This is a genomic window from Ruegeria sp. YTSC004 (assembly GCF_059609805.1).
Window position 1 is genome coordinate 355,081 of record NZ_JBXWMJ010000002.1, and the last position, 23,840, is coordinate 378,920.

23 protein-coding genes are annotated in these 23,840 nt (G+C 57.3%); 8 read left to right on the forward strand and 15 right to left on the reverse strand.

Annotated features, from left to right (window positions below; translation table 11 throughout):
* Positions 1-4 precede the first annotated feature (4 nt).
* From AC2FFP_RS05480 to AC2FFP_RS05505, 6 genes are all read right to left on the reverse strand, one after another.
* On the reverse strand, positions 5-1,216 hold the full coding sequence (locus AC2FFP_RS05480) for an ABC transporter permease (protein WP_496704305.1): 1,212 nt from the start codon (positions 1,214-1,216) through the stop codon (positions 5-7).
* Between the two features lie 5 nt (positions 1,217-1,221).
* On the reverse strand, positions 1,222-2,493 hold the full coding sequence (locus tag AC2FFP_RS05485; RefSeq protein WP_282118587.1) for an ABC transporter permease: 1,272 nt from the start codon (positions 2,491-2,493) through the stop codon (positions 1,222-1,224).
* 69 nt (positions 2,494-2,562) lie between these two features.
* Complete coding sequence (locus AC2FFP_RS05490) at positions 2,563-3,654, reverse strand: extracellular solute-binding protein (protein WP_496843929.1); 1,092 nt, start codon at positions 3,652-3,654, stop codon at positions 2,563-2,565.
* Between the two features lie 111 nt (positions 3,655-3,765).
* Entirely contained in the window at positions 3,766-4,857 is a 1,092-nt protein-coding gene (locus AC2FFP_RS05495) for an ABC transporter ATP-binding protein (RefSeq protein ID WP_496738623.1), read from the reverse strand.
* Positions 4,858-5,006: 149 nt separating this feature from the next.
* Complete coding sequence (locus tag AC2FFP_RS05500) at positions 5,007-5,714, reverse strand: maleate cis-trans isomerase family protein (protein WP_496843930.1); 708 nt, start codon at positions 5,712-5,714, stop codon at positions 5,007-5,009.
* The gene (locus AC2FFP_RS05505) at positions 5,711-6,856 is read right to left on the reverse strand and encodes a M24 family metallopeptidase (protein ID WP_496880793.1); all 1,146 of its coding nucleotides are present in this window, start codon (positions 6,854-6,856) and stop codon (positions 5,711-5,713) included. Before AC2FFP_RS05505 ends, AC2FFP_RS05500 begins: the two co-directional genes overlap by 4 nt.
* A 195-nt stretch (positions 6,857-7,051) precedes the next feature.
* On the opposite strand from AC2FFP_RS05505, the gene AC2FFP_RS05510 reads away from it, so the two are divergent.
* A complete protein-coding gene (locus tag AC2FFP_RS05510) occupies positions 7,052-8,236 on the forward strand; it encodes a M24 family metallopeptidase (protein ID WP_496843932.1) in 1,185 nt (394 codons plus the stop codon).
* A gap of 14 nt (positions 8,237-8,250) precedes the next feature.
* Positions 8,251-9,390 carry an acetylornithine deacetylase gene (gene argE / locus AC2FFP_RS05515; RefSeq protein WP_496765276.1) on the forward strand — a complete coding sequence of 380 codons (1,140 nt, stop codon included), beginning with the start codon at positions 8,251-8,253 and terminating at the stop codon, positions 9,388-9,390.
* Here the strand turns inward: argE and AC2FFP_RS05520 are convergent.
* The 6 genes from AC2FFP_RS05520 to AC2FFP_RS05545 are packed head-to-tail and all read right to left on the reverse strand — an operon-like array spanning position 9,387 to position 15,085.
* The gene (locus AC2FFP_RS05520) at positions 9,387-10,253 is read right to left on the reverse strand and encodes an urea carboxylase-associated family protein (RefSeq protein WP_496765278.1); all 867 of its coding nucleotides are present in this window, start codon (positions 10,251-10,253) and stop codon (positions 9,387-9,389) included. The genes argE and AC2FFP_RS05520 overlap by 4 nt on opposite strands.
* 43 nt (positions 10,254-10,296) lie before the next feature.
* Entirely contained in the window at positions 10,297-11,775 is a 1,479-nt protein-coding gene (locus AC2FFP_RS05525; protein ID WP_496765280.1) for an aldehyde dehydrogenase, read from the reverse strand.
* A gap of 8 nt (positions 11,776-11,783) precedes the next feature.
* Positions 11,784-12,818, reverse strand: coding sequence for an LLM class flavin-dependent oxidoreductase (locus AC2FFP_RS05530; RefSeq protein WP_496765282.1), 1,035 nt, complete (start codon positions 12,816-12,818; stop codon positions 11,784-11,786).
* A complete protein-coding gene (locus AC2FFP_RS05535; RefSeq protein ID WP_496765284.1) occupies positions 12,818-13,738 on the reverse strand; it encodes a flavin reductase family protein in 921 nt (306 codons plus the stop codon). Before AC2FFP_RS05535 ends, AC2FFP_RS05530 begins: the two co-directional genes overlap by 1 nt.
* Positions 13,735-14,514: an alpha/beta fold hydrolase gene (locus AC2FFP_RS05540; RefSeq protein WP_496765286.1), complete on the reverse strand. Its 780-nt coding sequence runs from the start codon at positions 14,512-14,514 to the stop codon at positions 13,735-13,737. Before AC2FFP_RS05540 ends, AC2FFP_RS05535 begins: the two co-directional genes overlap by 4 nt.
* Positions 14,486-15,085, reverse strand: coding sequence for an amino acid synthesis family protein (locus AC2FFP_RS05545; RefSeq protein ID WP_496765288.1), 600 nt, complete (start codon positions 15,083-15,085; stop codon positions 14,486-14,488). The genes AC2FFP_RS05540 and AC2FFP_RS05545 overlap by 29 nt, the downstream gene beginning before the upstream one ends.
* A 107-nt stretch (positions 15,086-15,192) precedes the next feature.
* On the opposite strand from AC2FFP_RS05545, the gene AC2FFP_RS05550 reads away from it, so the two are divergent.
* The 5 genes from AC2FFP_RS05550 to AC2FFP_RS05570 all read left to right on the forward strand — a co-directional run bounded on the left by AC2FFP_RS05550 (position 15,193) and on the right by AC2FFP_RS05570 (position 21,180).
* Positions 15,193-16,056, forward strand: a complete 864-nt coding sequence (locus AC2FFP_RS05550; RefSeq protein WP_496843937.1) for a LysR family transcriptional regulator — start codon at positions 15,193-15,195, stop codon at positions 16,054-16,056.
* 77 nt (positions 16,057-16,133) lie between these two features.
* Positions 16,134-17,384, forward strand: a complete 1,251-nt coding sequence (locus AC2FFP_RS05555; protein WP_496722509.1) for a sarcosine oxidase subunit beta family protein — start codon at positions 16,134-16,136, stop codon at positions 17,382-17,384.
* A 13-nt stretch (positions 17,385-17,397) separates the two neighbouring features.
* Positions 17,398-17,685 (forward strand): sarcosine oxidase subunit delta, encoded by a 288-nt coding sequence (locus AC2FFP_RS05560; protein ID WP_496776588.1) that lies wholly within the window; start codon positions 17,398-17,400, stop codon positions 17,683-17,685.
* The gene (locus tag AC2FFP_RS05565; protein WP_496843939.1) at positions 17,682-20,627 is read left to right on the forward strand and encodes a sarcosine oxidase subunit alpha family protein; all 2,946 of its coding nucleotides are present in this window, start codon (positions 17,682-17,684) and stop codon (positions 20,625-20,627) included. Before AC2FFP_RS05560 ends, AC2FFP_RS05565 begins: the two co-directional genes overlap by 4 nt.
* Entirely contained in the window at positions 20,620-21,180 is a 561-nt protein-coding gene (locus tag AC2FFP_RS05570; protein ID WP_496738636.1) for a sarcosine oxidase subunit gamma, read from the forward strand. The genes AC2FFP_RS05565 and AC2FFP_RS05570 overlap by 8 nt, the downstream gene beginning before the upstream one ends.
* 7 nt (positions 21,181-21,187) lie before the next feature.
* Here AC2FFP_RS05570 and AC2FFP_RS05575 read toward each other — a convergent pair whose 3' ends face one another.
* From AC2FFP_RS05575 to AC2FFP_RS05585, 3 genes are read right to left on the reverse strand one after another with little or no spacing between them, the layout of a single operon-like run.
* A complete protein-coding gene (locus AC2FFP_RS05575; RefSeq protein ID WP_496843940.1) occupies positions 21,188-22,192 on the reverse strand; it encodes a GlxA family transcriptional regulator in 1,005 nt (334 codons plus the stop codon).
* 43 nt (positions 22,193-22,235) lie between these two features.
* Positions 22,236-22,490 (reverse strand): hypothetical protein, encoded by a 255-nt coding sequence (locus tag AC2FFP_RS05580; protein ID WP_496843941.1) that lies wholly within the window; start codon positions 22,488-22,490, stop codon positions 22,236-22,238.
* Between the two features lie 3 nt (positions 22,491-22,493).
* Positions 22,494-22,835, reverse strand: a complete 342-nt coding sequence (locus AC2FFP_RS05585) for a hypothetical protein (RefSeq protein WP_496843943.1) — start codon at positions 22,833-22,835, stop codon at positions 22,494-22,496.
* 94 nt (positions 22,836-22,929) lie between these two features.
* On the opposite strand from AC2FFP_RS05585, the gene AC2FFP_RS05590 reads away from it, so the two are divergent.
* Positions 22,930-23,820 (forward strand): LysR family transcriptional regulator, encoded by an 891-nt coding sequence (locus AC2FFP_RS05590; RefSeq protein ID WP_496843944.1) that lies wholly within the window; start codon positions 22,930-22,932, stop codon positions 23,818-23,820.
* Positions 23,821-23,840 lie beyond the last annotated feature (20 nt).

Here is a 23,840-nt window from a genome sequence, read left to right on the forward strand (position 1 = left end):
CGCGTCAAGCCGGGCTGAGCCCCCGCAGACGTTCAGATCGCCGCCGCAGCAGTTCGACCGTGGTCAGCAGCGCGATCGAGATCACGACAAGGATGGTCGCAACGGCCAGAATGGTCGGGCTGATCTGTTCACGCAGGCCGGTGAACATCTGCCAAGGCAATGTCTTTTGGCTGGCTGATCCGACAAAGAGAACCACCACAACTTCGTCAAACGAAGTGATGAAGGCAAACAATCCGCCCGAGATTACACCCGGCAAAATCAGCGGCATCTGGATCTTGAAGAACGTCCGCACCGGACCTGCACCCATATTCGCAGCAGCCCGCGTCAGGGATTGGTCAAACCCGACCAGCGTTGCGGTCACCGTGATGATGACGAAGGGAATCCCCAGAACCGCGTGGGCCAGCACGACTTTCACATAGCCGACGAAGTTCTTGTTCATGCCCAGCGTACCTTCCAAAAAACGGCCGATGTCGCTGTAGAAAAAGAACATACCCGTGGCCGAGATGATCAGCGGAACGATCATTGGCGAGATCAGAATGCCCATGATGGCCCGACGCCCCGGAACATGCGACTGGCTGAGGCCTATCGCCGCCAGAGTGCCCAGCGATACCGAAATGATGGTCGCAATTGGTGCGATGATCAGCGAGTTCTTGAAGCTACGCTGCCATTCATTGTTGGTGAAAAAGTCGCGGTAGTGCTTCAGCGAATACCCTTCAGGGTCCAGACGCAGCATTTCGGGCGTAAAGGTGAAAAAGTCCTGCGCATTGAAAGACAGCGGCAGTACCACAAGGATCGGCGTGATCAGGAACACGAAGATTGCCCCGCAGATCACCCGGAAAGTAAAATGCCACAACACCTGACCAGCCGTCATGTAAGGCAGCAATTTTTGCCGATAGCGCCCCTCGTAGAGCCAGAAGATGAAGAAGGCAAAGAACCACCCCGCCAGCAGCCCGACGATCAAGCCCGTAATGCCTGCGAAGAAAAATCCAATTGCAGCAAGACCCAGTATCGTAATCCAGCGCGCAACGCGTTCGTTGTCCAGCACGTTGATATACAGCCATGCCAGCCCTGCCATCAAAGCAGCGCCGATCAGAATGCCCAGCAGAACGTTGTCCTGCCCGGCTCCGACGAACATGCCCAGAAATCCTCCGGCGATTGCGACAGCCGGCAGAACCACGGACAACGGTTTGCGGGATATTGGTGTAAGTGCAGCCATATTCTTTATCCCAGCTTGACGTTATCAATGCCGACGATCTTGTCGTAGCACCAGTAGAGTAGAAGAACGACCGCCAGCAGGATCGTCCCCAGCGCCGCAGCCAGTCCCCAGTTCAGAGAGGATGAGATGTGGTACGCAATCCGGTTCGAAATGAAGACACCTTTGGTGCCGCCAACGATCTCGGGCGTGATGTAGTACCCGATGGCAAGAATGAATACGAGGATCGAACCCGCGCCGATACCCGGTATCGATTGCGGGAAGTAAATCCGCCAGAAAGTCGTCCAGTTGGTGGCGCCCATGGATTTGGCCGCACGGGTATAGTACGGCGGAATCGTCTGCATGACCGAATACATCGGCAGGATCATGAACGGCAGCAGGATATGCGTCATCGCAATGATCGTGCCGAATTGATTGTTGATGATCACCAGCCTCGCATCATCGGCAACAAAGCCCAGCCAGACCAGCGTTTCGTTGATCACACCCTGCTGCTGCAACATCACTTTCCAGGCGGAGGTGCGCACAAGCAGCGAGGTCCAGAATGGCAACAGCACCAAAATCATCAGCATGTTTGAAGCCCGCATCGGCAGATTGGCGAGCAGGTAAGAAACTGGATAGGCCAGCAGAATACAGGCCCCGGTAATGATCAGCGACATGAACAATGTCCGGCCGAACAGCTTGATGAGGATGCGCTTATCTTCGGGTTGCGCTTGCGCCCCTTCGGGTGTGCGCTGCATATCAATAGCGTTCAGAAAGTATCCATTGGTGATCGGCACCGCGTGCGTCTTGATCACGCGCCACGTGTCCACGTCCCCCCAGCCATCGTGAATTTCGATCAATTTTTCCTTGAACGGGGCGTCAGCTTCCGGATCCAACCGCTTGATTTGGCGTCCAGATTTTCGGAACATCGACGACATTCCCGTCTGTTCGTAATTCAAGCGGGTACCTAGTCTTGTGTGTTGCTTGGCGTCAACGGCAACAACCATGTCGCGAATAAATGCTTCATACAAAGCTTCGTCCGGCAATTCCCCGCTCTCGGCGTCCCATTGCTGTAACTCAACGACTGTCAAAGGAAGTGTCTCTGAGACAATCCCGTTTTCGACCGATCGGAATAGCATGGAAATGATAGGTATGACGAATGATAGCAGTACAAATAGCAAAAGTGGCGCAACCAGAGCCAACGCCCGCAATTTACGCCGACGCAATGAACGCGCCAGTGATTTCTTCAGCGGCGTACCATCTGCCGCCAACATCGGACCTGATTGAGTTGCGTCGCTCATCTGCGTTCCCTGATTTTTTGACGCCGGGGCCTAACTTGGCCCCGGCTGGTTTTTTGGTTCAATCAGCGATTACTTCGCCAGCCAAGCCTGGAACTTTGCTTCGATATCATCACGATAGTCAGCCCAGAACTCGTAGTTGTACAGGAACGTGTTCTTGGCGTTCTCGGGATCGGTCGGCATGTGAGGTGCCATGTCGATGCCCAGGTCCGCGTGCTGACCCACCAGCGGCGCCGAAGATGCACGTGCCGGACCGTACGAGATGTACTTGGCCTGATCCGCCAGGCGCTGCGTATCGGTTGCGAACATGATGTAGTCCAGCGCGCGCTTCTGACGCTCTTCGCTCAGACCAGCAGGAATAATCCAGCCGTCCAGATCAAATATCTGAGCATCCCACAGCATTGCAACGGGTTGCTTCTGCTCTTCGATCACGCTGAACAGGCGACCGTTATAGGTCGAACCCATGATGATCTCGCCGTCCGCCAGCAACTGCGGCGTGTCCGCGCCTGCAGACCACCAGACAACGTTGTCTTTGATGGTGCCTAGCTTGGCCAGGGCCTGATCCTGCCCTTCCGGAGTCGCCAGCACGTCATAGACGTCGTCTTTTACCACGCCGTCACAAATCAGAGCCCATTCCATGTTGTTGATGGCACGCTTTTCAAGTGAACGCTTGCCTGGATAGGCTTCCAGATCGAAGACTGCGCAAACATCCGACGGCGGTGTGTCACCCACCAGATCCGTACGATACCCGAATGTAGTCGAGTAAACGATTTGCGGAATGAAACACTCGCTGACAAGCAAGTCACCGAAATCATCAGCAGCCGAGGTTCCGTCGGGTGCCGGTGCCAACATGGTGTCCGGATCGATTTCCAGCGCCAGGCCTTCGTCACACAGACGAATTGCATCTGCCGCCACAACGTCGACCACGTCCCAGGTGATGTTGCCTGCTTCGTTCATCGCACGCAGTTTAGCAACCGCCTCAGCCGAGCTGTCGTCGTTCAGGATCGTGACGCCGCTCTTCTCGGAATAGGGCTCATGATATGCTTTCAGCTGCGACTTGGAGTAAGCTCCGCCCCAAGAGACAATAGTCATTTCCTCTGCGGATGCAGCGCCGGCAACTGCCGCGATAGCACCTGCCATAATAGTGGTTTTTGTTACTTTCATCGTTAACTCCCTGTTATTCCCGTTAATTTTGATCTTTTTGGTTGGGCCACGGGGTAACCCACCCATGCCTTTCCCCGCGCACTTTCGTGTCGTGAACGGGCTGTTCCCTGATCAGGCGTCCAATGCCCGGCAGTCGCGCGCAAGCCAGCCGATTTCGACTTCCTGGCCCGGTGACAGCTTGATAGCGTCCGGGGCGTTTCGCGTCTTGATTATAAAGTCGTCATTCCCGGCAACCGACAGACGGAAGCGGAAGACATCGCCCATGTAAATGAACTCTTTCACCGTTGCCTTCAGTGTATGCGCATCGGCGTGCAGGCGATCCTTGTTGAATTCCACCCGCTCAGGCCGGATTGACACTTTGGTCCGATCACCTGCCGCGTGGACATTGACCGGCTTGGCGTCAATTTCAGATCCGTCATCCAGCGCCACAACACATTCGTCGCCGTTGATTGATTTAACAACGCCTTCCAATGTATTGTTTTCACCAATGAACTGGGCAACGAAACTGTTTTCAGGCTCTTCATACAGCAGATCCGGCGGCGCAAGCTGTTGAATGCGCCCATCGTCGAATACCGCAACGCGATCTGACATTGTCAGCGCCTCGGTCTGGTCGTGGGTCACGTAGACCGTCGTAATCCCAAGTTCATGGGCCAGACGCGTGATTTCAAACTGCATATGCTCACGCAGCTGTTTGTCGAGCGCGCCCAGAGGTTCATCCATCAGCACCAGCTCGGGCTCGAACACCAGCGCACGTGCAAGGGCAATCCGCTGCTGCTGACCCCCAGACAATTGCGCCGGTCGACGGCTGCCAAAGGCCCCCATCTGCACCATATCAAGCGCCCGGCGGACCTTTTCTTCTCTTGCGTCCTTGCCAATTTTCCGCACTTCCAGAGGGAACGACAGATTTTCTGCCACCGTCATATGCGGAAAAAGAGCGTAATTTTGGAATACCATGCCGATACCGCGCTTGTGCGGTGGGATATTATTGATCGGTCGCCCGTCCAACATAATCTCGCCATGGGTGGCTGTTTCAAACCCTGCCAGCATCATCAGACAAGTTGTCTTGCCGGAACCCGAGGGCCCAAGCATTGTAAGAAACTCACCTTTCGGCATGGAAAGGTTAAGGTCTTTTACAACAAGGATCTCGCCATCATAAGATTTTTGGACATGCTGAAACTCGACGAACGCTGCGTCATTAGACATTTACCGATTAGTCTCCCCTGTGCAGTCCTTGCCTGCCCGGTTCATCCGGATCTCAAAGACCTGTCGAGGCCATTTAAGGACATGCGGGGTGCGACACGCAACCAAAATATGACACGTGGGTAACGATTAAAAAGGAGGCAGCAGAGTTTTCAGGCAGAATTCAACTTACGCATGTGCCACGCAAGGCTTTGGTTGCTGGAAAGCACCGGTTTTTTAAGGCGTTCCTGCACAATCGGAATAACATCAAAAGTTCTAAGATTCGTGCAGCTTAGAAAAACAGCTTCAACTGAATCATCCTGCCCAAGACTCACTGCAGCCTCAATCAGAGACTTCCGTGAAATCCGCGCTACTTTGGCCTCTTCGGCTTCGCCGAATGTGCCAAAAACATCCATCGAAATGCCATTTTGCGCAAATGCACTGCGTAAGGGATCGTTCACTTCTTCGATATATGGCGACAAAAGTGCAAACTTTGCTACGCCAAGTTCGTGGGCGCAGGCCGAGGCCGCGCGCAAAGGGTTTGTAACAATCGCCGCCTCGCAAGTTTTTTGAACCATTTGTTCAACCTGATCCGAGCCGATAACCGAGCTGGCAGAGGTGCAGCCATAACCAACAACACGATATGGTCGGGTCTTGGGCAACAAATCGGCAGCGGCAGGCAAGGCGGTTTCCATTTCCGCCAGAGTATCAGTCGTCACCTCTTTGCCGCTGGGAATTCTGGAGACGTAAATCGGACAGCTTCGATCAGAAAAATACGCGTTGAACTCCGGCTCAAGGGTCTCGTCTGTCTGCAAGACGATCAGGCCCATTGGGGGCGCTGCGGGATCATCTGCATCAACTGTATAAGGTAAACGCGTCATATCTCGGGCAACTCCATACCAGCGCGAGGGCTAAGAAAGCGGGGCTCTTCTTCGGTTATGACGATGTTTTCTTCGTGGACAAGGATCTTTCCACCCACGGCAATGCCCGGTTCAAGCGTCAGGACCATACCTGGTTCCAAAACTGTGTGGTCGGTTGGAATGAGGGATGGCCATTCTGTCAAAGACATCCCCAATCCATGCCCCAAGCGCCCTGCCCCAGTGTCAGCATCGTGGCGCGACAGCACAGAGTTCATCGCCTGAAACAAGTCGGCCGCCGTAGCGCCCGGGCGCGCAATCTCGAACGCCGCATCCGATGCTTCAATCAATGCACTATAGGCTGACTTAACCTGCGCGTTTGCGGGCCCTATCGACCAGTTGCGGTCGTAATCACTGAAATACCCATCCCAAACCAGGCCGGTGTCCAGCATCAGGACATCGCCTTGTTGCAGTTGCGTATCAGATGCCGGGGATATTACGTCAGTGTAACCGCCCTGTTCCGCACCGCCCGCGAGGTATGGAACCCAATCGGCCCCCTCGTCCAGACACAGCATTTGAAACCGGCGAAACACAGCATCCAACGCCACGCCTTCTTTGGCGATTTCGGGCACCCGCTGAAAGGCGCGTCCGGCGATGGCGCAAGCCGTTTCGATCTTTGCAATCTCCGCTGATGATTTCACCATCCGAAGCGCGCGCATGATCCCTTCGTCGCCGCAAAGGTCTCGCCGACCGACTGCCTGTTGCAAACGTCGAAGGTCTGCCAACGGCATCCTGACATGCGTTTCATGCCCTTCTGGTAGACCGATCCTTGCGTCGTCGGGCGTCACCTCACGAAGTGTCTCAGCCAAAAGGCTAATGCCATCGTCGGCGAGATCCGGCGCGGCCCAGGTTCGGATATCGTCGAGCCATGTCTCGGCCATTAGCGCGGCCCCGATCGAAGGGATCACAGAAATCGGCTTACCACTCGCAGGTACAATCAGAAACCAGGGCCGTGTCGGGCTTTCCCAAAACCGCGTCAGGTAGCCGGTAAAATATCGAACCTCAGGTTCCGTCGTTAGCAACAGCGCCGACAGACCAGAGGCTTGCATCTTGTTTTGCGCACGTTCCGTTCGTGCTGCGAACTCAGATGTTTCAAACCCCCTCATTCCGTGACCTCAGAAAAAAAGCAGCTAACCTGCGCGTCCGCGTCAATTCTCAAACAAGCGCCATTGATCAGCATTTGGCCGCCGCGATGGGGGGTAGGTGAGATTCTCAATTTGGTGTCTTTCCCGTGATGCCCATTGACGTGATCGCATTCGTCAAGTTCTGTCAACAAAACTCGCCTAAGGCAGGAGCCTAAAATGCCCCATTCAGATCCGGCCTTCAGCCGCGCCGAGTATGACCGCAGATTGGCAAAAACCCGCGCTGCCATGGCAGCGGCGGGTTTAGATGCCTTGTTTGTCGAAGATCCTTCAAACATGGCATGGTTGACCGGGTATGAAGGCTGGTCGTTCTATGTGCATCAGGGGGTATTTGTGCTTCAGGATGCCGACCCGATCTGGTGGGGCCGAAATCAGGATGCCAATGGCGCGCGCAGAACCGTTTGGATGTCCAATGACCGGATCCATGGATATGCCGACGAATACGTACAATCCACCGTGCGTCACCCCATGCAGGATCTGGCCACGCTGATTGCGGACACTGGTATCGCGAAGGGGCGGATCGGTGTCGAGTTGGACAATTATTATTATTCGGCCAAAGCGCACCTGACTTTGCTGGCAGAGTTGCCAGACGCAGAGCTGATCGACGCAAACACATTGGTCAACTGGCAGCGCGCTGTGAAATCCGATGAAGAAATTGCGCTAATGCGAAAAGCTGCGCGGATATCCGAGCATGTGACCGACGGCGTATTGGAACGCATTGAACCGGGTATGCGAAAGAACGACCTTGTCGCGCAAATCTACCATGACGCAATCACCGGAGTTGGCGAGCATTGGGGCGATTACGCGGCCATTGTGCCCTTGCTCCCGTCTGGTCCGGATGCCGCTGCACCGCACCTGACTTGGGATGGTGAACCATTCAAATCCGGAGAGTGTACATTTTTCGAACTGTCAGGCTGCTATCGCCGTTACCACGCGCCCTTCTGCCGTTCGGTCTTTTTGGGTAAGCCACCCGACTTTTTGCTTCGTGCTGAAGCCGCGCTGGTAGAAGGGCTTGAAGCGGGACTAGAGGCCGCGCGTGCCGGAAATCAGGCGCGTGACATTGCTTTGGCACTGGCCACCCCGCTGGAACGGGCCGGTATCGAACGCGGCGCGCGATGCGGTTATCCAATTGGTCTCAGCTACCCACCGGATTGGGGCGAACGCACGATTTCCCTGCGACCCGAGGACGAGACCGTACTGGAACCCGGCATGACCTTTCACTTCATGCCAGGCCTCTGGATGGATGATTGGGGGTTGGAGATCACAGAGCCGATCCTCATCACAGATTCCGGACCTGCCGAATGTTTCTGCGACCGCCCCAGAAAGCTGTTTGTGAAGCCATGACTTTACCCAGAACCATGGAAATACTAGCCGACCTGATCGCTTTTGAGACGGTGTCAGCGGACTCGAATCTGGAAATGATCAGCTATCTGACCGAACGGCTCGAGGCATTGGGTGCACGGTGTATCGAGACGCGGGACAAGACCGGTGCAAAGGCGAACGTGTTTGCCACCCTCGGCCCCGATCAACCCGGCGGCATCCTTTTGTCAGGCCATACGGACGTGGTGCCAGTGGCCGATCAGGATTGGACAACCGATCCGTTCCAGATGGCTGAAAATGACGGCAAGCTCTACGGTCGCGGCACATGCGACATGAAGGGCTTCATCGCAGCGGCGGTGGCTTTCGGCGAAACGCTGGATGTCGGGAAGCTGACCCAGCCGCTGCACTTTGCCTTTACTTACGATGAGGAAGTCGGCTGCCTTGGTGCGCAAGCGCTGGTCGATGACTTGTCCGAACGCGGCATCGTTCCGGACATCGCGATTATCGGCGAACCGACTGAGATGCGCGTGATTGAGGGGCACAAGGGCTGCTTTGAATATACAACTCGCTTTACCGGGTTAGAGGGACACAGCTCTGCCCCCGATGACGGGGTGAATGCTGCGGAGTATGCCGCGCGATACATCGCAAAACTGCTGGAGCTGCGCCATATCCTCAAGTCCCGCGCACCCGCCGACAGCCGGTTCGAGCCGCCTTGGACGACGGTCAATATCGGCCAAATTTCAGGCGGCGTAGCCCATAACGTCATAGCCAGCAAGGCCGAGGTCTTGTGGGAGATGCGGCCCGTGCAAGCAGGCGACGCCGACCTCGTCAAAAAAACCCTTTCGGACTACGTACAGCATTCACTGTTGCCGGAAATGCAAGCGGTCCACAGCGACTCGAGCATCACGCAAGAGGCTATCGCCGAAGTCGAAGGCCTTGAGCCCATGGAAGAAAACGCAGCCCGTGATCTGGTCGCCGAACTGACCGGGGCCAACGGTACAGGTGTTGTTGCCTTTGCGACCGAGGCCGGGTTGTTTCAGAAGCTTGGCGTTCACGCGATCGTTTGCGGACCGGGTTCGATCGCTCAAGCCCACAAGGCGGACGAGTTTCTTGAAATCGAACAGTTGGACCTGTGCTGCAGAATGTTAACCCGTTTGGGTCAGCGCCTGACTCGTTAACCGGTTCCGTGCGTGCGGTCATATTTTGATCGATCCGGTTGCACATGCGCCGCACGCGCTTTCTCGCCGGGGTCATAGACCTCCATCACCAACGGATGGCAGGCAGCGGCATCCGAAGAATGTTCCGACGAACAATCCCCGCCGGGGCACGCAGACAGGCCGACGATCAGGTCAATCTCGGCATAAAACTCAAGATAGTCGCCCGGGCGAACCGGGCTGGCTTTCATAAAATACTGGCCCGTGTCGCGGGAAAATCCGGTGCACATGAACACGTTCAGCACGTCATGCACCAGCATTTCGGCCTCATGCAGCGGCAGGTCGCAATGGCTGGCCAGCGAGCGGGTCAGGTTCGAGTGGCAGCAATAGTGATAGTCGTCCCCCGATAGCAAACGCCCGGTATACGGATCACACCGTGTGCCAATCACGTCATGGACCGATCCGCCATAGGTATCGAACCCATACCAGTCCAGAGTATCGGCAACGATCGTCGCCATCGGTCGCATGTTGGGAAAGCTCGACCACATCCGGTCTCCGGTCGACAGGTGCGTGCCGTGCAGCGCGCGGGTTTTGCCGGAATAGAACCGCTCGGTCAGGTCATGCTTGTTCCACATGTTCAGGTCGCCAACCTGAGGACCGTCGACCGAAACCACCCTCAAGAAAGCGCCAGCCGGAACATCAATGCATGCCGCGTCACGCGGGGCAGCAGTGGCCTCGGCCACCTTTACGGCACCTTCGCGCAGTTGGCCCAAACCAATCAGATCAGGCTGCTGCAACGAGTCCGGTGGGTAGCAGATTACTGGGGCAATGGCCTTGCGGTCGGCGGCATCGGCCGGTGGTGGGAAGTTCGGTTTTGTCAGTTTCATGCGCCCCTCACTTCCCTCCGGAAATCCCTGCCTTTCCGAATCCTTAGCGCATTATGAAAGGGTTCGCCATCGGCTCTTGCGCGGTGCTGATCCAGGTGGTCTTGGTTCTGGTGTAATCCAGGATCGCCTCAACGCCGGCCTCGCGGCCATATCCCGACTGATTGAACCCGCCAAACGGCGCGATAGGAGAGATCGCGCGATAGGTGTTCACCCAGCAGATACCGGCCCTGATCCGTTTCGAAACACGGTGTGCACGCGCAAGGTTCTGCGTGAACACGCCCGAGCCCAACCCGTAAGGGGTGCTGTTTGCCAGCGCGATAGCCTCTTCTTCGGTATCGAACGGCAGCAAGGACATGACAGGTCCGAACATTTCGATCTTCAAGGTTTCGGTCTCGGGTGACACGCATTCGACCAAAGTGGGATTCATGTAATTCCCGGGACGCTCCGCTGCTTCTCCACCGAAATGGATCGTCGCGCCCTGCCCCTGCGCTTTGTCCAAGGTCTCTTCGATTTTGCGCACCTGCGCTGCCGTGCAAAGCGGTCCAACATGCGTTTCGGGCTGCAAAGGATCACCCAACCGGATGGCGCTGGCCTTTTCGGCGATCCGTTCGACCAGAGGTTCCAGGATTGACCGATGCACCAGCCCACGCGTTCCTGCCACACAGCTTTGGCCTGATGCGCCGAAATTTCCCGCAATCAGGCCATTTGCTGCACCGTCCAAATCGGCGTCCTCAAACACGAGGATCGGCGACTTTCCACCCAGCTCCAATGACGTGACCGCAAAGTTCTCAGCCGAGTTTCGCACCACATGGCGGGCGGTTTCAGGCCCACCCGTAAAGGCAATTCGGTCGACATCCGGGTGCCGGGTCAGTGGGATCGCGCAGTTTTCGGCGTCACCGGTGATAACCGACACAACTCCGGACGGGAACCCAGCCTGTTCAATCAGCTTGGCGAACTCCAGCATAGGTGCGGGCGCGATTTCCGATGCTTTCAGCACGACGGAACACCCGGCAGCCAACGCCGGACCCAGCTTGGTCGCGGTCAGGAACATTTGCGCGTTCCACGGCACGATCGCGGCCACGACGCCGATCGCTTCGCGTGTGGTAAAGACGTGCATGTCGGGCTTGTCGATGGGCAGGACCGTGCCTTCGATCTTGTCTGCCAGCCCCGCAAAGTAACGGTAGTAATCCGCGACATATCCGGTTTGTGCCGAGGTTTCCGCCAACAGCTTTCCGCTGTCGGTCGTCTCCAACTCACCCAGACGCGCGGCATTCTCAGCCACCAGATCGGCCAGGCGATACAGCAGCTTACCCCGCTGGGTCTGTGTCATATCCCGCCATTCCGGGTCATCCAGAACCCGTTTGGCGGCGGCAATGGCGCGATCAACATCGGAGGAAGTAGCGCACGCGAATGTGGCCCACCCCTGACCTGTCGCCGGATTTTCCGATGTCATCACCTGCGAGGCTGATCCTTCGGTCCAAGTGCCGTCAATGAACAGCTGAAAATGCGGTAGGTTTCCCATGGTCGTCCTCACTGAAATGCCGGCATGACGTCGTCGATGAACCGCGCCAAAGAGGCGCGCTTGCGTTCATTGGTCATGCCGCTGTCGACCCAGAACGAAAACTCATCATAACCCAGATCCTCATAGCGCTTGATCCTGTCGATCACCTGTTGGGCAGTCCCAACTGTCAGATCACGGCCCAATTTTTCTTTGGTATACATCGGGTTCGCGTCCATCTCGGCTTCGGTAATCGGCTTAATCAAGCCCTGTTCAACCGACCGTTTATTCAGGAACCAAGCACCAAAGTAATTGTAGTACCGGCGCAGATTTTGCACGCCCTGCGCAACATCGTCGTCATCTTTACCGACATAGGTGTGGTGCAACAGCATGATCTTGGGGCGCAGCCCCTCGTAGCTGTCACAGGCATCGTTGAACCGCCCCATCAGGGTCTCGATCTCTTCCATACCCTGCCACAGCGGGGTGACCTGAATATTGAATCCGTTGTGAACGCCGAATTCGTGGCTGTTAGGATCCCGCGCGGCGATCCAGATTGGCGGGCCGTCCTCCTGATATGGCTTCGGTGCCGAAGTTGCGGCCGGAAACGCATAGAACTCGCCTTCATGGGCACAATCGCCCTTCCAGATCTGAGGCAACAGCGGGGTGGACTCGCGCATGCGCTGCCCCGCCTCCCAAGCGTCCATTCCCGGCATCAGACGTTCGTATTCATAGGAATACGCACCGCGCGCGATCCCCAACTCGATACGCCCTTTCGTCATCTGATCCGCTGCGGCGGCCTCACCTGCCAGTTTGATCGGATGCCAGAACGGCGCAATTACCGTTCCGGTGCCCAACCGCACATTGCGCGTGTGATGCGCCAGATCGACCAGCGACAGAAACGGGTTGGGGGCAATGGTGAACTCCATCCCATGATGTTCACCTGTCCAAACTGCCCGCATGCCCCCGTCATCAGCCATCTTCACCAGGCTCACGAATTCATCATACAGAACATCGTGAGGCTGATCCGGGGTCAGACGTTCCACGTGGGCAAACAGTGAAAACTCCATCAAATGGCTCCTTTACCGAAACTGTGAATTTCGCCGCGCTCGGCGTCGCCGAGATACAGCCCGAAAACGCCTTCGCGGGCTTCAAGGGCGTAGCGGGTCATCATGTGGTGCAAACTATTGCTGGCGTAAGTCAGATCAGCCAGATCGCCGATATCTACCCATTCGGCATTTTCCACCGGGATGTTCTGAACGCAAGACGCCAGAAAGAACGTGTAGTGCAGGTTCGTTTCGGCATCGTTGAACGAAGAATAGACCTGTTCGATCTGCGCCTGAATGCCCCGATCAGAAAGGCCCTGTGCCAACCTGTTGCGTTGCCCCCCGGGTTCTGCACCGGCGATTTGAACCGGGCGAAATGCGCCTTCGTAGCGTTCCAGAAGAACTTTGCCATTTGCCGCAACAATCGCGCCGCAGATTGTCGGAACCTGCGCGTCCATCTGACGCTCGAGCCCAAGACTGAAGTACGACCCGTTCACATAACCCAGACCGTTTCCACCGATATGGGTGAAGTCTGTGACACGACCAATCAGAACCGTGTGGTCGCCTGCGGGCAGCGCCTGATGCGTTTCACAACTGAACTGCGCCAGCGCTCCGTCGATCAGCGGCAAGCCATTGGCTCCGTCGCGATGCGCCACCCGACCAAATCGGTCGCCCTTGAAACTTGCGAAGGTATTCGAGACGCCCTGCTGCCCATCTGCCAGAACATTCACCGCAAAATGCGAGCATCCGGCAAAGGTATCGTGGCTGGACAGAAACTTGCCGGGGCAGACCAACAGCAAAGGCGGATCAAGCGACACGGACGTGAAGGAATTTGCCGTGAACCCAACCGGGTTTCCAGAGGTGTCGCGGGTCGTCACAACCGTTACACCGGTCATGAAGTTGCCGAATGCATCACGCAGGGAGCGAGTGTCTATCTCGGTCATGGCAGGCACCTCCGAACGAACTCAAGCAATTTAGCGTTAACGTCAGCCGGGTGCGTCATGGGCATCATGTGGGCAGCATTTGGGACTATCTCTACCCGCCCATTTGTCACCTTCTGCGCCATGCCCTGTGACATGCCCGGTGTGGAATTCGGCTCATCCGCGCCTGTCATAAACAGTGCCGGGCATTTGATTTGCCTCAGTTGTGCGTCAGTCGGCCCATCGCTTTCGGCGAAGATGGTATAGGCCGCTTTGTATGCGCCCGGGTGGACATCTTTCAGCCAACGCGAACAGGCTTCGCCTTCTTCTGAAACCTGATCGCCGAACCAACGCTGCAAAGTCACGGTGGGATCGTTTATGGCCGCAGCATCCAGTGCCGCCGCGCGGGTCGTGACAGCCGCACGCGCTTCGGGGGTTCGGCGGTAAATTGCGTTCAACGCGGCAACGCCTCTCACCTGATCATGCCCCGATGCCGCAACGTCCAAAGCGATCAAAGCTCCCATGGAATGCCCAATCAGAACGGCAGGCTCGGTCAATCGGGCCGCGATCGGGTTGGAGTACCCATCCAGCCCTATAGCACCTTGAAACTGGGTTTTTCCGTGCCCGGGCATATCCGGACACAGAACACGATACCCGGCGGCAGACAGCGCATCGATTTGCGCGCCCCAGGCTTCGGCCCGCAGGCCAACGCCATGGAGCAGAACCACAAGCGGGCCTTCACCTTCGTCTATAGCGGCGAGCCCGCCGATGTCAGACCGAGGCCGGGTTGTCCACGTCATGGCCCAAATCCTTCAAGTCCTGATAACGGTCGCCGATGCGATGATGCGGACGGCCCGAGGTTGCTCCGCCCAAAACCACGACGATCTCATCCGCACGGGGCGCGTCGGGGATGGCGAATTGCAGCGTCAGATAGTGTGACCGGCGGCCTGCATCGTTCTTGTCCATCAGTGGCACCATGATCGGTGTGTTCGCAGGCCCCCGGGTGTTGGTGAATGAAAGATAGGACTTGGCACCAACTGCCTGCCGGAAGATATTTCCGAAATGCAGCGTGTGGATCAGGCCCGAGGCATGCTCGACCTCTCCGTCCAGCCCCACAACCGCGGCCTTGCCATAAGCCTCAATCGCCTCGCCGCTTCCGGCCAGCGCGATCATCTTGTCGGTCAATTCTTGGCCCAGAATTGGGCCATAGGCCAAAATTTCAGGCCGCAGATCTTCGACGAAACGCCCGACCCAAGGGTTCGTGACAACCGCTGCCACGGCGAACATGCGCCACGGCCGTTCGGCTTTGCGATATCCTTCGATCAGAACTTCTTCGTCGAAGGTCACTATTTTACGAATTTCCGGCTGCACGATATCCCCCAATCTTGAGTACGAGAAATATCTTTGATTGGCCGGCACTTTGACAAACGAAAGAAGTTGGGTCTTAGGTATTAACAAAGCTACTAGGTCGGTTGCACATGCCCAAAACACTGCCCCCCCTTACATGGTTCAGGTCTTTCGAGGCTGCGGCCCGACGGCTGAGCTCAACAGCTGCGGCGGATGAAATCGGATTGACTCAATCCGCCGTAAGCCAACAAATCAGGTCGCTGGAATCCCGGCTTGGTGTCGTTCTGTTTCATCGGCACCCGCGCGGCCTGTCCTTGACGGATGAGGGGCGAAAGCTGCTGCCGCAAGTCGAAGCCGCACTGCAATTGCTGCAATCCGCCGCCTCTCCGTATTTGGCAGAGGAACGGGCCAAGCACGTCACTGTTGCGGCGTCGATCAGTATCATCGAATGGTTGATTTCCCCAGCGTTACCTCGGTTCCGAGAGCAAAACCCAGATACGTCCATTCGCTTTGTCAGCACGATCTGGCCGGATGAATACTCGGCCCTGCGCGCCGATGTCGAAATCCGGTTCGGGTCGGAAAAACAGGTTGGACGGGATGCAATGCCTTTACGACCGAATGACCTGATCGCGGTAAAAGCACCTGGCTTGGTTGGCGCTTTTCAGGACTTGCCCCTGATCGAGGCCGTGGGAACGTCAGACAACTGGTCCACCTGGGCGGAGGTCACCGGTCATAAAATCCATACCCCGGCCTATTATGTCGATTCTTACGGGCTCGCCTTGCAATTGGCGGCTTCCGGGAACGGCGTGGCCTTGGTGAATGCACTTATCGCCGATCACGCTCTGCAGACCGGACAGGTCGCGCGTGCTTTCGATGAGACTGCTCCAGCGGCCGAAGGGTACTTTCTGGCCGTGCAGCGCGCATCACCCGAGGTTGACGCCTTTGTATCATGGTTTTCACAATTGGTTCCCGGCTCGTCACGCCAAAGGGTCTGATTCAGACACACCAATGTCGCATCTGAGGATATCGCTGAGCAGGAAAATAGTGAATTCTGGCAAAAAAGGTCCGATTCATGCGATATTCAGGCTTTCGAGTCATCAAAGAGGCGCTTACCGGCCACAAAGGGTGGAAACCGGTCTGGCGTGACCCCGAACCCAAAGCTCATTACGACATTATCGTCATAGGCGGTGGTGGTCATGGGCTGGCAACTGCCCATTATCTGTCCAAGGTCTACGGTCATCGCAATGTCGCGGTTGTCGAAAAGGGCTGGATCGGCGGAGGCAATGTCGGGCGGAACACGACGATCGTTCGCTCGAACTACATGCTGGACGGGAATGAGCCGTTTTATGAATTCTCGATGAAACTGTGGGAAGGGCTTGAACAAGACCTGAACTACAACGCCATGATGAGCCAGCGCGGAATACTCAACCTGTTCCACACGGATGGTCAGCGCGACGCTTATACGCGGCGCGGCAATGCGATGATCCTGCACGGTGCAGATGCCGAATTGCTGGATGCTGATCAGGTTCGCAAAGAACACCCCTATCTGAATTTCGACGATGCGCGTTTCCCGATCAAAGGCGGTCTGGCCCAGCGGCGGGGCGGCACCGCGCGCCATGATGCGGTGGCCTGGGGCTTTGCCCGGTCCGCGGACAGCCACGGTGTCGACATCATCCAGAATTGCGAAGTCACTGGTCTGCGTATCGAGAACGGCAAATGCCTCGGTGTTGAGACCTCAAAGGGCTTTATCGGGGCTAACAAAGTCGGCTGCGCTGTTGCCGGAAACTCGGGCCGGGTGATGGGCATGGCGGGCATGCGCCTGCCGATCGAAAGCCACGTGCTGCAGGCCTTTGTGTCCGAAGGTCTGAAGCCCGTTCTGCCCAGCGTCATCACCTATGGGGCCGGACATTTCTATGTCAGCCAGTCCGACAAAGGCGGGTTGGTCTTTGGCGGCGACATCGATGGTTACAACACCTATGCGCAACGCGGGAACCTGCCGGTGGTCGAAGATGTCTGCGAAGGCGGCGTCTCATTGATGCCGATGATCGGGCGTGCCCGCCTGCTGCGCATGTGGGGTGGTGTTATGGACATGTCGATGGATGGCTCACCCATAATCGACCGCACGCCGGTCGAGGGTCTCTATTTCAACGGCGGATGGTGTTACGGCGGGTTCAAGGCGACCCCGGCGTCCGGTTACTGTTTTGCGCATCTGTTGGCGAAGGACGAACCGCACTCTACCGCCACAGCCTATCGTCTCGACCGGTTCCGCACGGGCCGGATGATCGACGAAAAAGGCGTGGGCAATCAGCCCAACCTGCATTGAGGGGAGCACGAGAATGATTATCAACCATCCCCTTCTGGGCCCGCGCGACGCATCTGAATTCACCTATCTGGGTGACGCGTCACTGATCAACCGTCCTGATTGGCAGGCCGATAACGCGGCGGACGCGTTCTATGAATACGGCTACTTGCGCGACAACCCCGCAGGCGAGCATCAAGAACTGTGGTATCACGAGGCTGGCGACCGGTCGTGGCTGGTCGTTACCCGCGACACCACCACACATGAGATTTCCAAGGTAGAACTGGCCCGCGACGTGGCCCGTGCGCGGGGGCGATCCAAATGACCCAGAACAACAGGCTGAGCGGCGGTCAGATCGACCGCAATACCACTGTGAATTTCCGGTTCGACAACCACAACTATACCGCCCATCCCGGCGATACGCTGGCTTCGGCTTTGCTGGCCAATGACGTACGGCTGATCGGACGCTCGTTCAAGTATCACCGCCCGCGCGGCCTGCTGACCGCCGGGTCCGAGGAACCCAACGGCATTGTCGAGCTGCGCTCTGGCAACCGGCAGGAACCCAATACGCGCGCCACCACGATCGAGATGTTTGACGGTCTTGAGGCGCAATCGCAGAACCGTTGGCCCAGCCTGAAATTCGACGCTTTGGGCGTGAACGATCTGTTTTCGAACTTCTTGTCCGCCGGTTTCTACTACAAGACATTCATGTGGCCGGCAGCTTTTTGGGAAAAAGTCTATGAGCCGATCATTCGCCGCGCCGCTGGCCTTGGATCACTCTCAATGGAGGCCGACCCCGACGAATACGACAAGGGGTTCCGCCATTGCGATCTGCTGATCATTGGCGCGGGCCCATCGGGCTTGATGGCAGCCCTGACCGCAGGACGCGCGGGTGCGGACGTTATTCTGGCTGATGAGGATTTTCGGTTCGGCGGACGTCTGAACAGCGAGACATTCTCAGTTGGCGATCAAAGCGCTAGCGATTGGGCAGCGCAGGCCGTCGCGGAACTGGCATCCTTGCCCAACGTCCGGCTGATGGCCAGAACCACTGTCATCGGCGCCTTCGACCACGGCATCTATGGCGCTGTAGAACGCACAGGGGATCACGTGACCACCCTGCCCGCCGGTAAGCCGCGCCAAATCCTCTGGCGCATTTACACCAAGAAGGCCTTGCTGTGTGCGGGGTCGACTGAACGGCCCATCGCGTTCGAAAACAACGACCGCCCCGGCATCATGATGGCCAGCGCGTTGCGGACCTACGCCAACCGGTTTGCGGTGACGGCCTCTCAGCGTGTGGCGATCTTTACCAACAACGACGACGGTCATCGCACGGCCGCCGACTTGCATGCCAAGGGCGTTCACATTTGCGCCGTTATCGATGTCCGTGAAGATGCTCCGGTCAACTACGATTACGAAGTCTTGAGTGGCGCTCAGGTTGTGAATTCCAAGGGGCGTCTTGGTTTGACCTTTGTCGAAGTTGCCCTGCCCGACGGCTCGACCCGCACGCTGGAATGCGGCGCGCTGGGCGTCTCGGGTGGATGGAACCCGAATGTGCACCTGACCTGCCATCAGCGCGGGCGTCCGGTCTGGAACGACGATCTGGCCGCTTTTGTGCCCGGTTCAAATCTGCCGGTGGGGCTATCGGTGGCGGGTGCGGCGAACGGGGCGATGTCCACCCACGGCGCATTGCAATCCGGTGCCGAGGCTGCTGCGGCAGCGTTGGAGTTGGGCTTTGCTCAGCCTGACTTGCCCGAGGCCGAGGATACACCACTCGCGCAGAAACCGTTCTGGTATGTCGAAGGCTGCAAACGCGCATGGCTGGACCAGCAAAACGACGTGACCGTCAAGGACGTCAAACTCAGCTATCAGGAAGGGTTTCGGTCAGTTGAACACTTGAAACGCTATACCACGCTGGGCATGGCGACTGATCAGGGCAAGACCTCGAACATCAGCGCATTGGCGATCATGGCCGAGGTGGCCGGAAAATCGATCCCCGAAACAGGGACAACCATTTTCCGCCCGCCCTACACGCCCGTTCCGATCAGTACCTTCGCCGGTCGGATGAAGGGACAAGAATTCCACCCCTCGCGCCTGACGCCCTCGCATTACTGGGCCAAGGAGAAGGGCGCTGTGTTTGTCGAGGTCGGCAACTGGCTGCGCGCGCAGTGGTTCCCCCTTCCGGGTGAGACTCATTGGCGTGAATCAGTGGATCGTGAAGTGCGCCAGACCCGCGCGTCCGTCGGGGTGTGCGACTGTACGACACTGGGAAAAATCGACGTGCAGGGCGCGGACGCGGCTGATTTCCTGAACCGCGTCTACGCGAACGGTTTCGCCAAGCTTCCCGTGGGAAAAACCCGCTATGGCCTGATGCTTCGCGAAGACGGCATGGTGATGGACGATGGCACCGCCGCGCGTCTGGCCGAGGATCATTTTGTCGTCACAACGACCACGGCCAACGCGGTAAATGTCTATCGTCACATGGAATTTGTGCGCCAATGCCTGTTCCCGGATATGGATGTGCAGCTGATCTCGACCACGGATTCCTGGGCGCAATATGCTGTCGCTGGTCCCAATTCGCGCAAGCTGCTGCAAAAGATCGTCGACCCTGAATTCGACATCTCGAACGACGCATTCCCGTTCATGGGCTGTGGCAACATTACGGTCTGCGGCGGGTTGCGCGCGCGGCTGTTCCGGATCTCCTTCTCGGGAGAGTTGGCGTTCGAAATCGCGGTGCCCTCACGCTATGGCGACGCCCTGATGCGACGCTTGATGGCCGACGGCGAAGAATTTGACGTGGTCCCCTACGGCACCGAAGCGCTGGGCGTAATGCGGATCGAAAAGGGCCACGCCGCCGGCAACGAGTTGAATGGCACCACAACCGCATTGAATCTTGGATTGGGTAAGATGGTGTCGAAAAAGAAAGACAGCATCGGATCGACCCTGTCCGAACGAGAGGCCTTGGTAGAACCGGATGTCCTGCGGCTGGTCGGGATCAAACCGGTATCGCCCGAAGAAAAAGTCACCGCTGGTGGCCATTTGATGAACACGACCGGCCCGGTGGATGCCGCGCACGATCAGGGCTATGTCACTTCGGCTGCATATTCGCCTATTCTGAACAGCAATATCGGGCTGGGTCTTTTGAAGGATGGTGCAAACCGGATGGGCGAGAAAATGCGCCTCGTGTCCCCATTGACCGATCTGACCGTCGAGGTCGAAATCGTATCGGCCCATTTCGTTGACCCCGAAGGAGAGCGTCTGCGTGCATGATCTAGTTGCAATAACCGCATTGGGCGGGTCCGAACCGCAGGTCGACACTGTTGGCGGGGTTACGTGCCGGGAAGTTCCGGGCGTCGCACTGGCATCCGTCGCCGCGCGGATGGGACAGGAAACCAAAGCCAGCAAAGCCCTGGCGAAACTGATCGGTGCCCCTGCACCTGGTATCGGCCAACATGCCGGTGACACTGTCACTGCCTTTTGGGCCGGTCCGGATCAGTGGATGATCGAGGCGCCTTTTGACACGCACGAAGAGCTTGCTGATCAGGTGAAGTCCGCTTTGGGTGATACCGCGTCGGTGACAGAACAGACCGACGGTTGGACACGTTTCGACCTGAACGGTGATCAGATTCCGGCTGTGTTGGAACTGTTATCTATGCTGGACCTGCGCAATATCGATGCGGGCAGCGTCGCCCGTTGCTCAATTCACCACATTGGCTGCTTTGTTCTCTGTCGGTCAGATGAAGCGTTCAGCATTTATGGCCCCCGTTCATCCGCCGGATCGTTGCATCATGCCATCGTCACTGCAATGCGTTCGGCGCTGTAAAGCAATGTCAGACTGACGGCAGCGGCGCATTACCTTCAACGCGGAAGCGGTTGATCCTACGGCGATCTTCGCTGGGGCTTAGCCCAAACGCCGACCGGTAATGCGTCACAAGCGGCGCCACTGAACCATAGCCAATCGCAGCGGCGATATCTGCAATCGGGTCCTTGGTATAGACAACCATCTGCCGCGCCGCCTTCATGCGCATGGCGCGATAATAGTGGCTGGGGCTTTGGCCTGTCGCCTGCTTAAATGCGCGTTCCACCTGGCGCGGCGTAACCCCGATCTGCTGTGCGGCCTCTGCGATGGAAATCGGTTCGCTCATGTGGCCCGCGAACAGGTCGACACAGCGCGACACCAGCGGCGGCAGGCTGTCGCCAGTTTCCGGCGCGGTCGTGGTCGGAACCTGCTGCCGCACACCTGCCCCACGCATCATCGGATGTTGAAACCAACAGGCAACCTCGTGCGCGACTTCGCCACCCAGTCGATCTTCAATCAGATGCAGGGCCAGATCGAACCCGGCAGCGGCACCGGCTGCGGTGTAGCGTGTCGCCGTTTTCACGATCACCTCGCTACGCGAGTCGACTTCGGGAAACTCAGCCAGAAATGCGGCCTCATAGCACCAATGGACGGAAACAGGTTGCCCCCCCATCACCCCGGACCGGACCAATGGGAAAACCCCACCGCTAATCCCGCCCAATACGGTGCCATGCCTTCCAAGACTGCGCAGAGCACCGTTGCCAACGGTTGTGTTGTCAAAGCCGGACGTTGGGCTGCTGAGAAGGAACAAAATGTCGATATCCTTGCAGTCGGCCAGAGACTTCTCGGCCTCGAACCGGACACCTGCGCTGGATTGTATTTTCTGTTGGCGCTCGGACAGCAGCGACCAGCAGAACGCCTCTTGCCCGGCGATTTCATTGGCCGCCCGCAACGGCTCGATCACCGAGGTCAGGCAAGCCATGGGAAAGCCGTCAAACAGCAAAAAGCCGATTTTGATTCTGTCTTCATTGCGCATAAGGCTGTTCTAGCAAGATTCCCGCAACTGCCCTATGCGAAGTTCATGCCCACCGGATCAACCCAATGATCGCTGAGGCCGCATAGAACCCTTGCAATAGCAGGAACGTCCAGCGGCGATCAATCACGGCCCAAGCCGCGAACAGGCCCGAGGACACTAACAACAAGGTGAAACCCAATAACTCGGCCCCCGTATTCGACGCGATCAACAAGGCATAGGCCATGGCCAGAACCGATCCGCTGATTTCGAATACGGTCGTCAGACCGCGCTGGTCACGGGTTATGGTTTGATCTGTCATGGCTCAGACTTTTCTCGGTAAGAGATTGATAAGCGGCGTGGGTGTCTGTTCGGGGTGATCTCCAATCGGGAAATGACCGCAGTTTTCCAGCAGCTTGTGAACGACGGGAACCTGATCGGTGACCGAACCTTTAAGCGCCGGAATCCAAGGTCGTTCAAACTGACCAAGACACGCCAGATCGAACAAGTGTACCCTGTTGCCCGCCGCTGCCCGTACAGGCGGCACGCCGCGATGGATGTAAGATAATGTGCTGTGGATCAAATCCACCGGATCGCCTTCCCCATGGGTTCCGGGGACCATCCGCGGGGTTTTGATCACTGTGTGGTCCGGGACGAGATGCGGCATGCGAATGCTCCTGAGCTTTGGATTTCCTGACCAGTAGTTCAACACTGGTATGTGACGCAAATGAATGATATTCATACTTCAATCCAAATTTGTCATGGATATGCAATTGACCGACCGATTGGAAATTGACGCCCTGCGTGCCCTTCTGGCCATCGCATCCCACGGCGGCGTGACGCGCGCGGCCGAGCATCTGGCGCTGTCGCAATCGGCAGTCAGCCACAAAATCAGACGGTTAGAGCAAGCACTGGACTGCGATCTGCTGGCGCGCCGACCCGGTGGCCCTCTGTTCACGGATACTGGTCTGCGCCTGTGCGATTATGCCCGCCGAATTTGTTCCCTGCACGATGAGGCGCTTGCCAGCTTGGGCAAGAAACCTTTGGCCGGCGCACTCCGGCTGGGTATGACCGAGGACACGGCCACCAGCGACATCGCTCGCATATTGGGTCGTTTCACACGGCTTTATCCGGACGTTCAGGTCCGAACACGCACCAGTCAAAGTATGAACGTGCAAGAGTGGTTGAAGGCCGGAGAGTTGGATGTCGCCGTCATGCAAATCTTTCGGCACGATGCGCGGCCAGATGACCTGATCCTGTTCGAGGACACTCTGCACTGGGTAAAATCACCGGATTTCCAACTGGATACGACAGCACCTGTTCCCTTTCTGTCCTTCGACAGCCAGTGCTTCTATCGAAAATGGGGCTTCGGAGATGGGCAGCTGCAAGGGCACCGCTTCAACAACGTATTAGAGTGCCCAAGCGCCACTGGCATTCAGTCGGCCGTGCGGTCCGGTTTGGGCGTCGCCCTGTTGAATGGAATGCATGTCACACCGGACATAGAGGTGATCAAAGGCGTGTTCCCCGATCCCCCGGCGATCATTTTTGTCGCGCGGATGCATGTTAAGCGCCGAAACCCTGCCGCGATGGCGCTGGTTCAAGAGATCAGCCGCGAGGTTGAAGGCCCCAACCCTTTGAAAGTGGTCAGCTGAGTGTTTGTACCGGAAAAGCC

Bases quoted from the DNA above. Each gene is read 5' to 3' on its own strand.
- AC2FFP_RS05495 (WP_496738623.1), bottom strand. From the start codon at position 4,857: ATGTCTAATGACGCAGCGTTCGTCGAGTTTCAGCATGTCCAAAAATCT.
- AC2FFP_RS05555 (WP_496722509.1), top strand. From the start codon at position 16,134: ATGCGATATTCAGGCTTTCGAGTCATCAAAGAGGCGCTTACCGGCCAC.
- AC2FFP_RS05485 (WP_282118587.1), bottom strand. From the start codon at position 2,493: ATGAGCGACGCAACTCAATCAGGTCCGATGTTGGCGGCAGATGGTACG.
- AC2FFP_RS05510 (WP_496843932.1), top strand. From the start codon at position 7,052: ATGCCCCATTCAGATCCGGCCTTCAGCCGCGCCGAGTATGACCGCAGA.
- AC2FFP_RS05535 (WP_496765284.1), bottom strand. From the start codon at position 13,738: ATGACCGAGATAGACACTCGCTCCCTGCGTGATGCATTCGGCAACTTC.
- argE (WP_496765276.1), top strand. From the start codon at position 8,251: ATGGAAATACTAGCCGACCTGATCGCTTTTGAGACGGTGTCAGCGGAC.
- AC2FFP_RS05585 (WP_496843943.1), bottom strand. From the start codon at position 22,835: ATGCCGCATCTCGTCCCGGACCACACAGTGATCAAAACCCCGCGGATG.
- AC2FFP_RS05525 (WP_496765280.1), bottom strand. From the start codon at position 11,775: ATGGGAAACCTACCGCATTTTCAGCTGTTCATTGACGGCACTTGGACC.
- AC2FFP_RS05505 (WP_496880793.1), bottom strand. From the start codon at position 6,856: ATGAGGGGGTTTGAAACATCTGAGTTCGCAGCACGAACGGAACGTGCG.
- AC2FFP_RS05550 (WP_496843937.1), top strand. From the start codon at position 15,193: ATGCCCAAAACACTGCCCCCCCTTACATGGTTCAGGTCTTTCGAGGCT.
- AC2FFP_RS05575 (WP_496843940.1), bottom strand. From the start codon at position 22,192: ATGCGCAATGAAGACAGAATCAAAATCGGCTTTTTGCTGTTTGACGGC.
- AC2FFP_RS05540 (WP_496765286.1), bottom strand. From the start codon at position 14,514: ATGACGTGGACAACCCGGCCTCGGTCTGACATCGGCGGGCTCGCCGCT.
- AC2FFP_RS05580 (WP_496843941.1), bottom strand. From the start codon at position 22,490: ATGACAGATCAAACCATAACCCGTGACCAGCGCGGTCTGACGACCGTA.
- AC2FFP_RS05565 (WP_496843939.1), top strand. From the start codon at position 17,682: ATGACCCAGAACAACAGGCTGAGCGGCGGTCAGATCGACCGCAATACC.
- AC2FFP_RS05560 (WP_496776588.1), top strand. From the start codon at position 17,398: ATGATTATCAACCATCCCCTTCTGGGCCCGCGCGACGCATCTGAATTC.
- AC2FFP_RS05480 (WP_496704305.1), bottom strand. From the start codon at position 1,216: ATGGCTGCACTTACACCAATATCCCGCAAACCGTTGTCCGTGGTTCTG.
- AC2FFP_RS05490 (WP_496843929.1), bottom strand. From the start codon at position 3,654: ATGAAAGTAACAAAAACCACTATTATGGCAGGTGCTATCGCGGCAGTT.
- AC2FFP_RS05520 (WP_496765278.1), bottom strand. From the start codon at position 10,253: ATGAAACTGACAAAACCGAACTTCCCACCACCGGCCGATGCCGCCGAC.
- AC2FFP_RS05500 (WP_496843930.1), bottom strand. From the start codon at position 5,714: ATGACGCGTTTACCTTATACAGTTGATGCAGATGATCCCGCAGCGCCC.
- AC2FFP_RS05590 (WP_496843944.1), top strand. From the start codon at position 22,930: ATGGATATGCAATTGACCGACCGATTGGAAATTGACGCCCTGCGTGCC.
- AC2FFP_RS05530 (WP_496765282.1), bottom strand. From the start codon at position 12,818: ATGGAGTTTTCACTGTTTGCCCACGTGGAACGTCTGACCCCGGATCAG.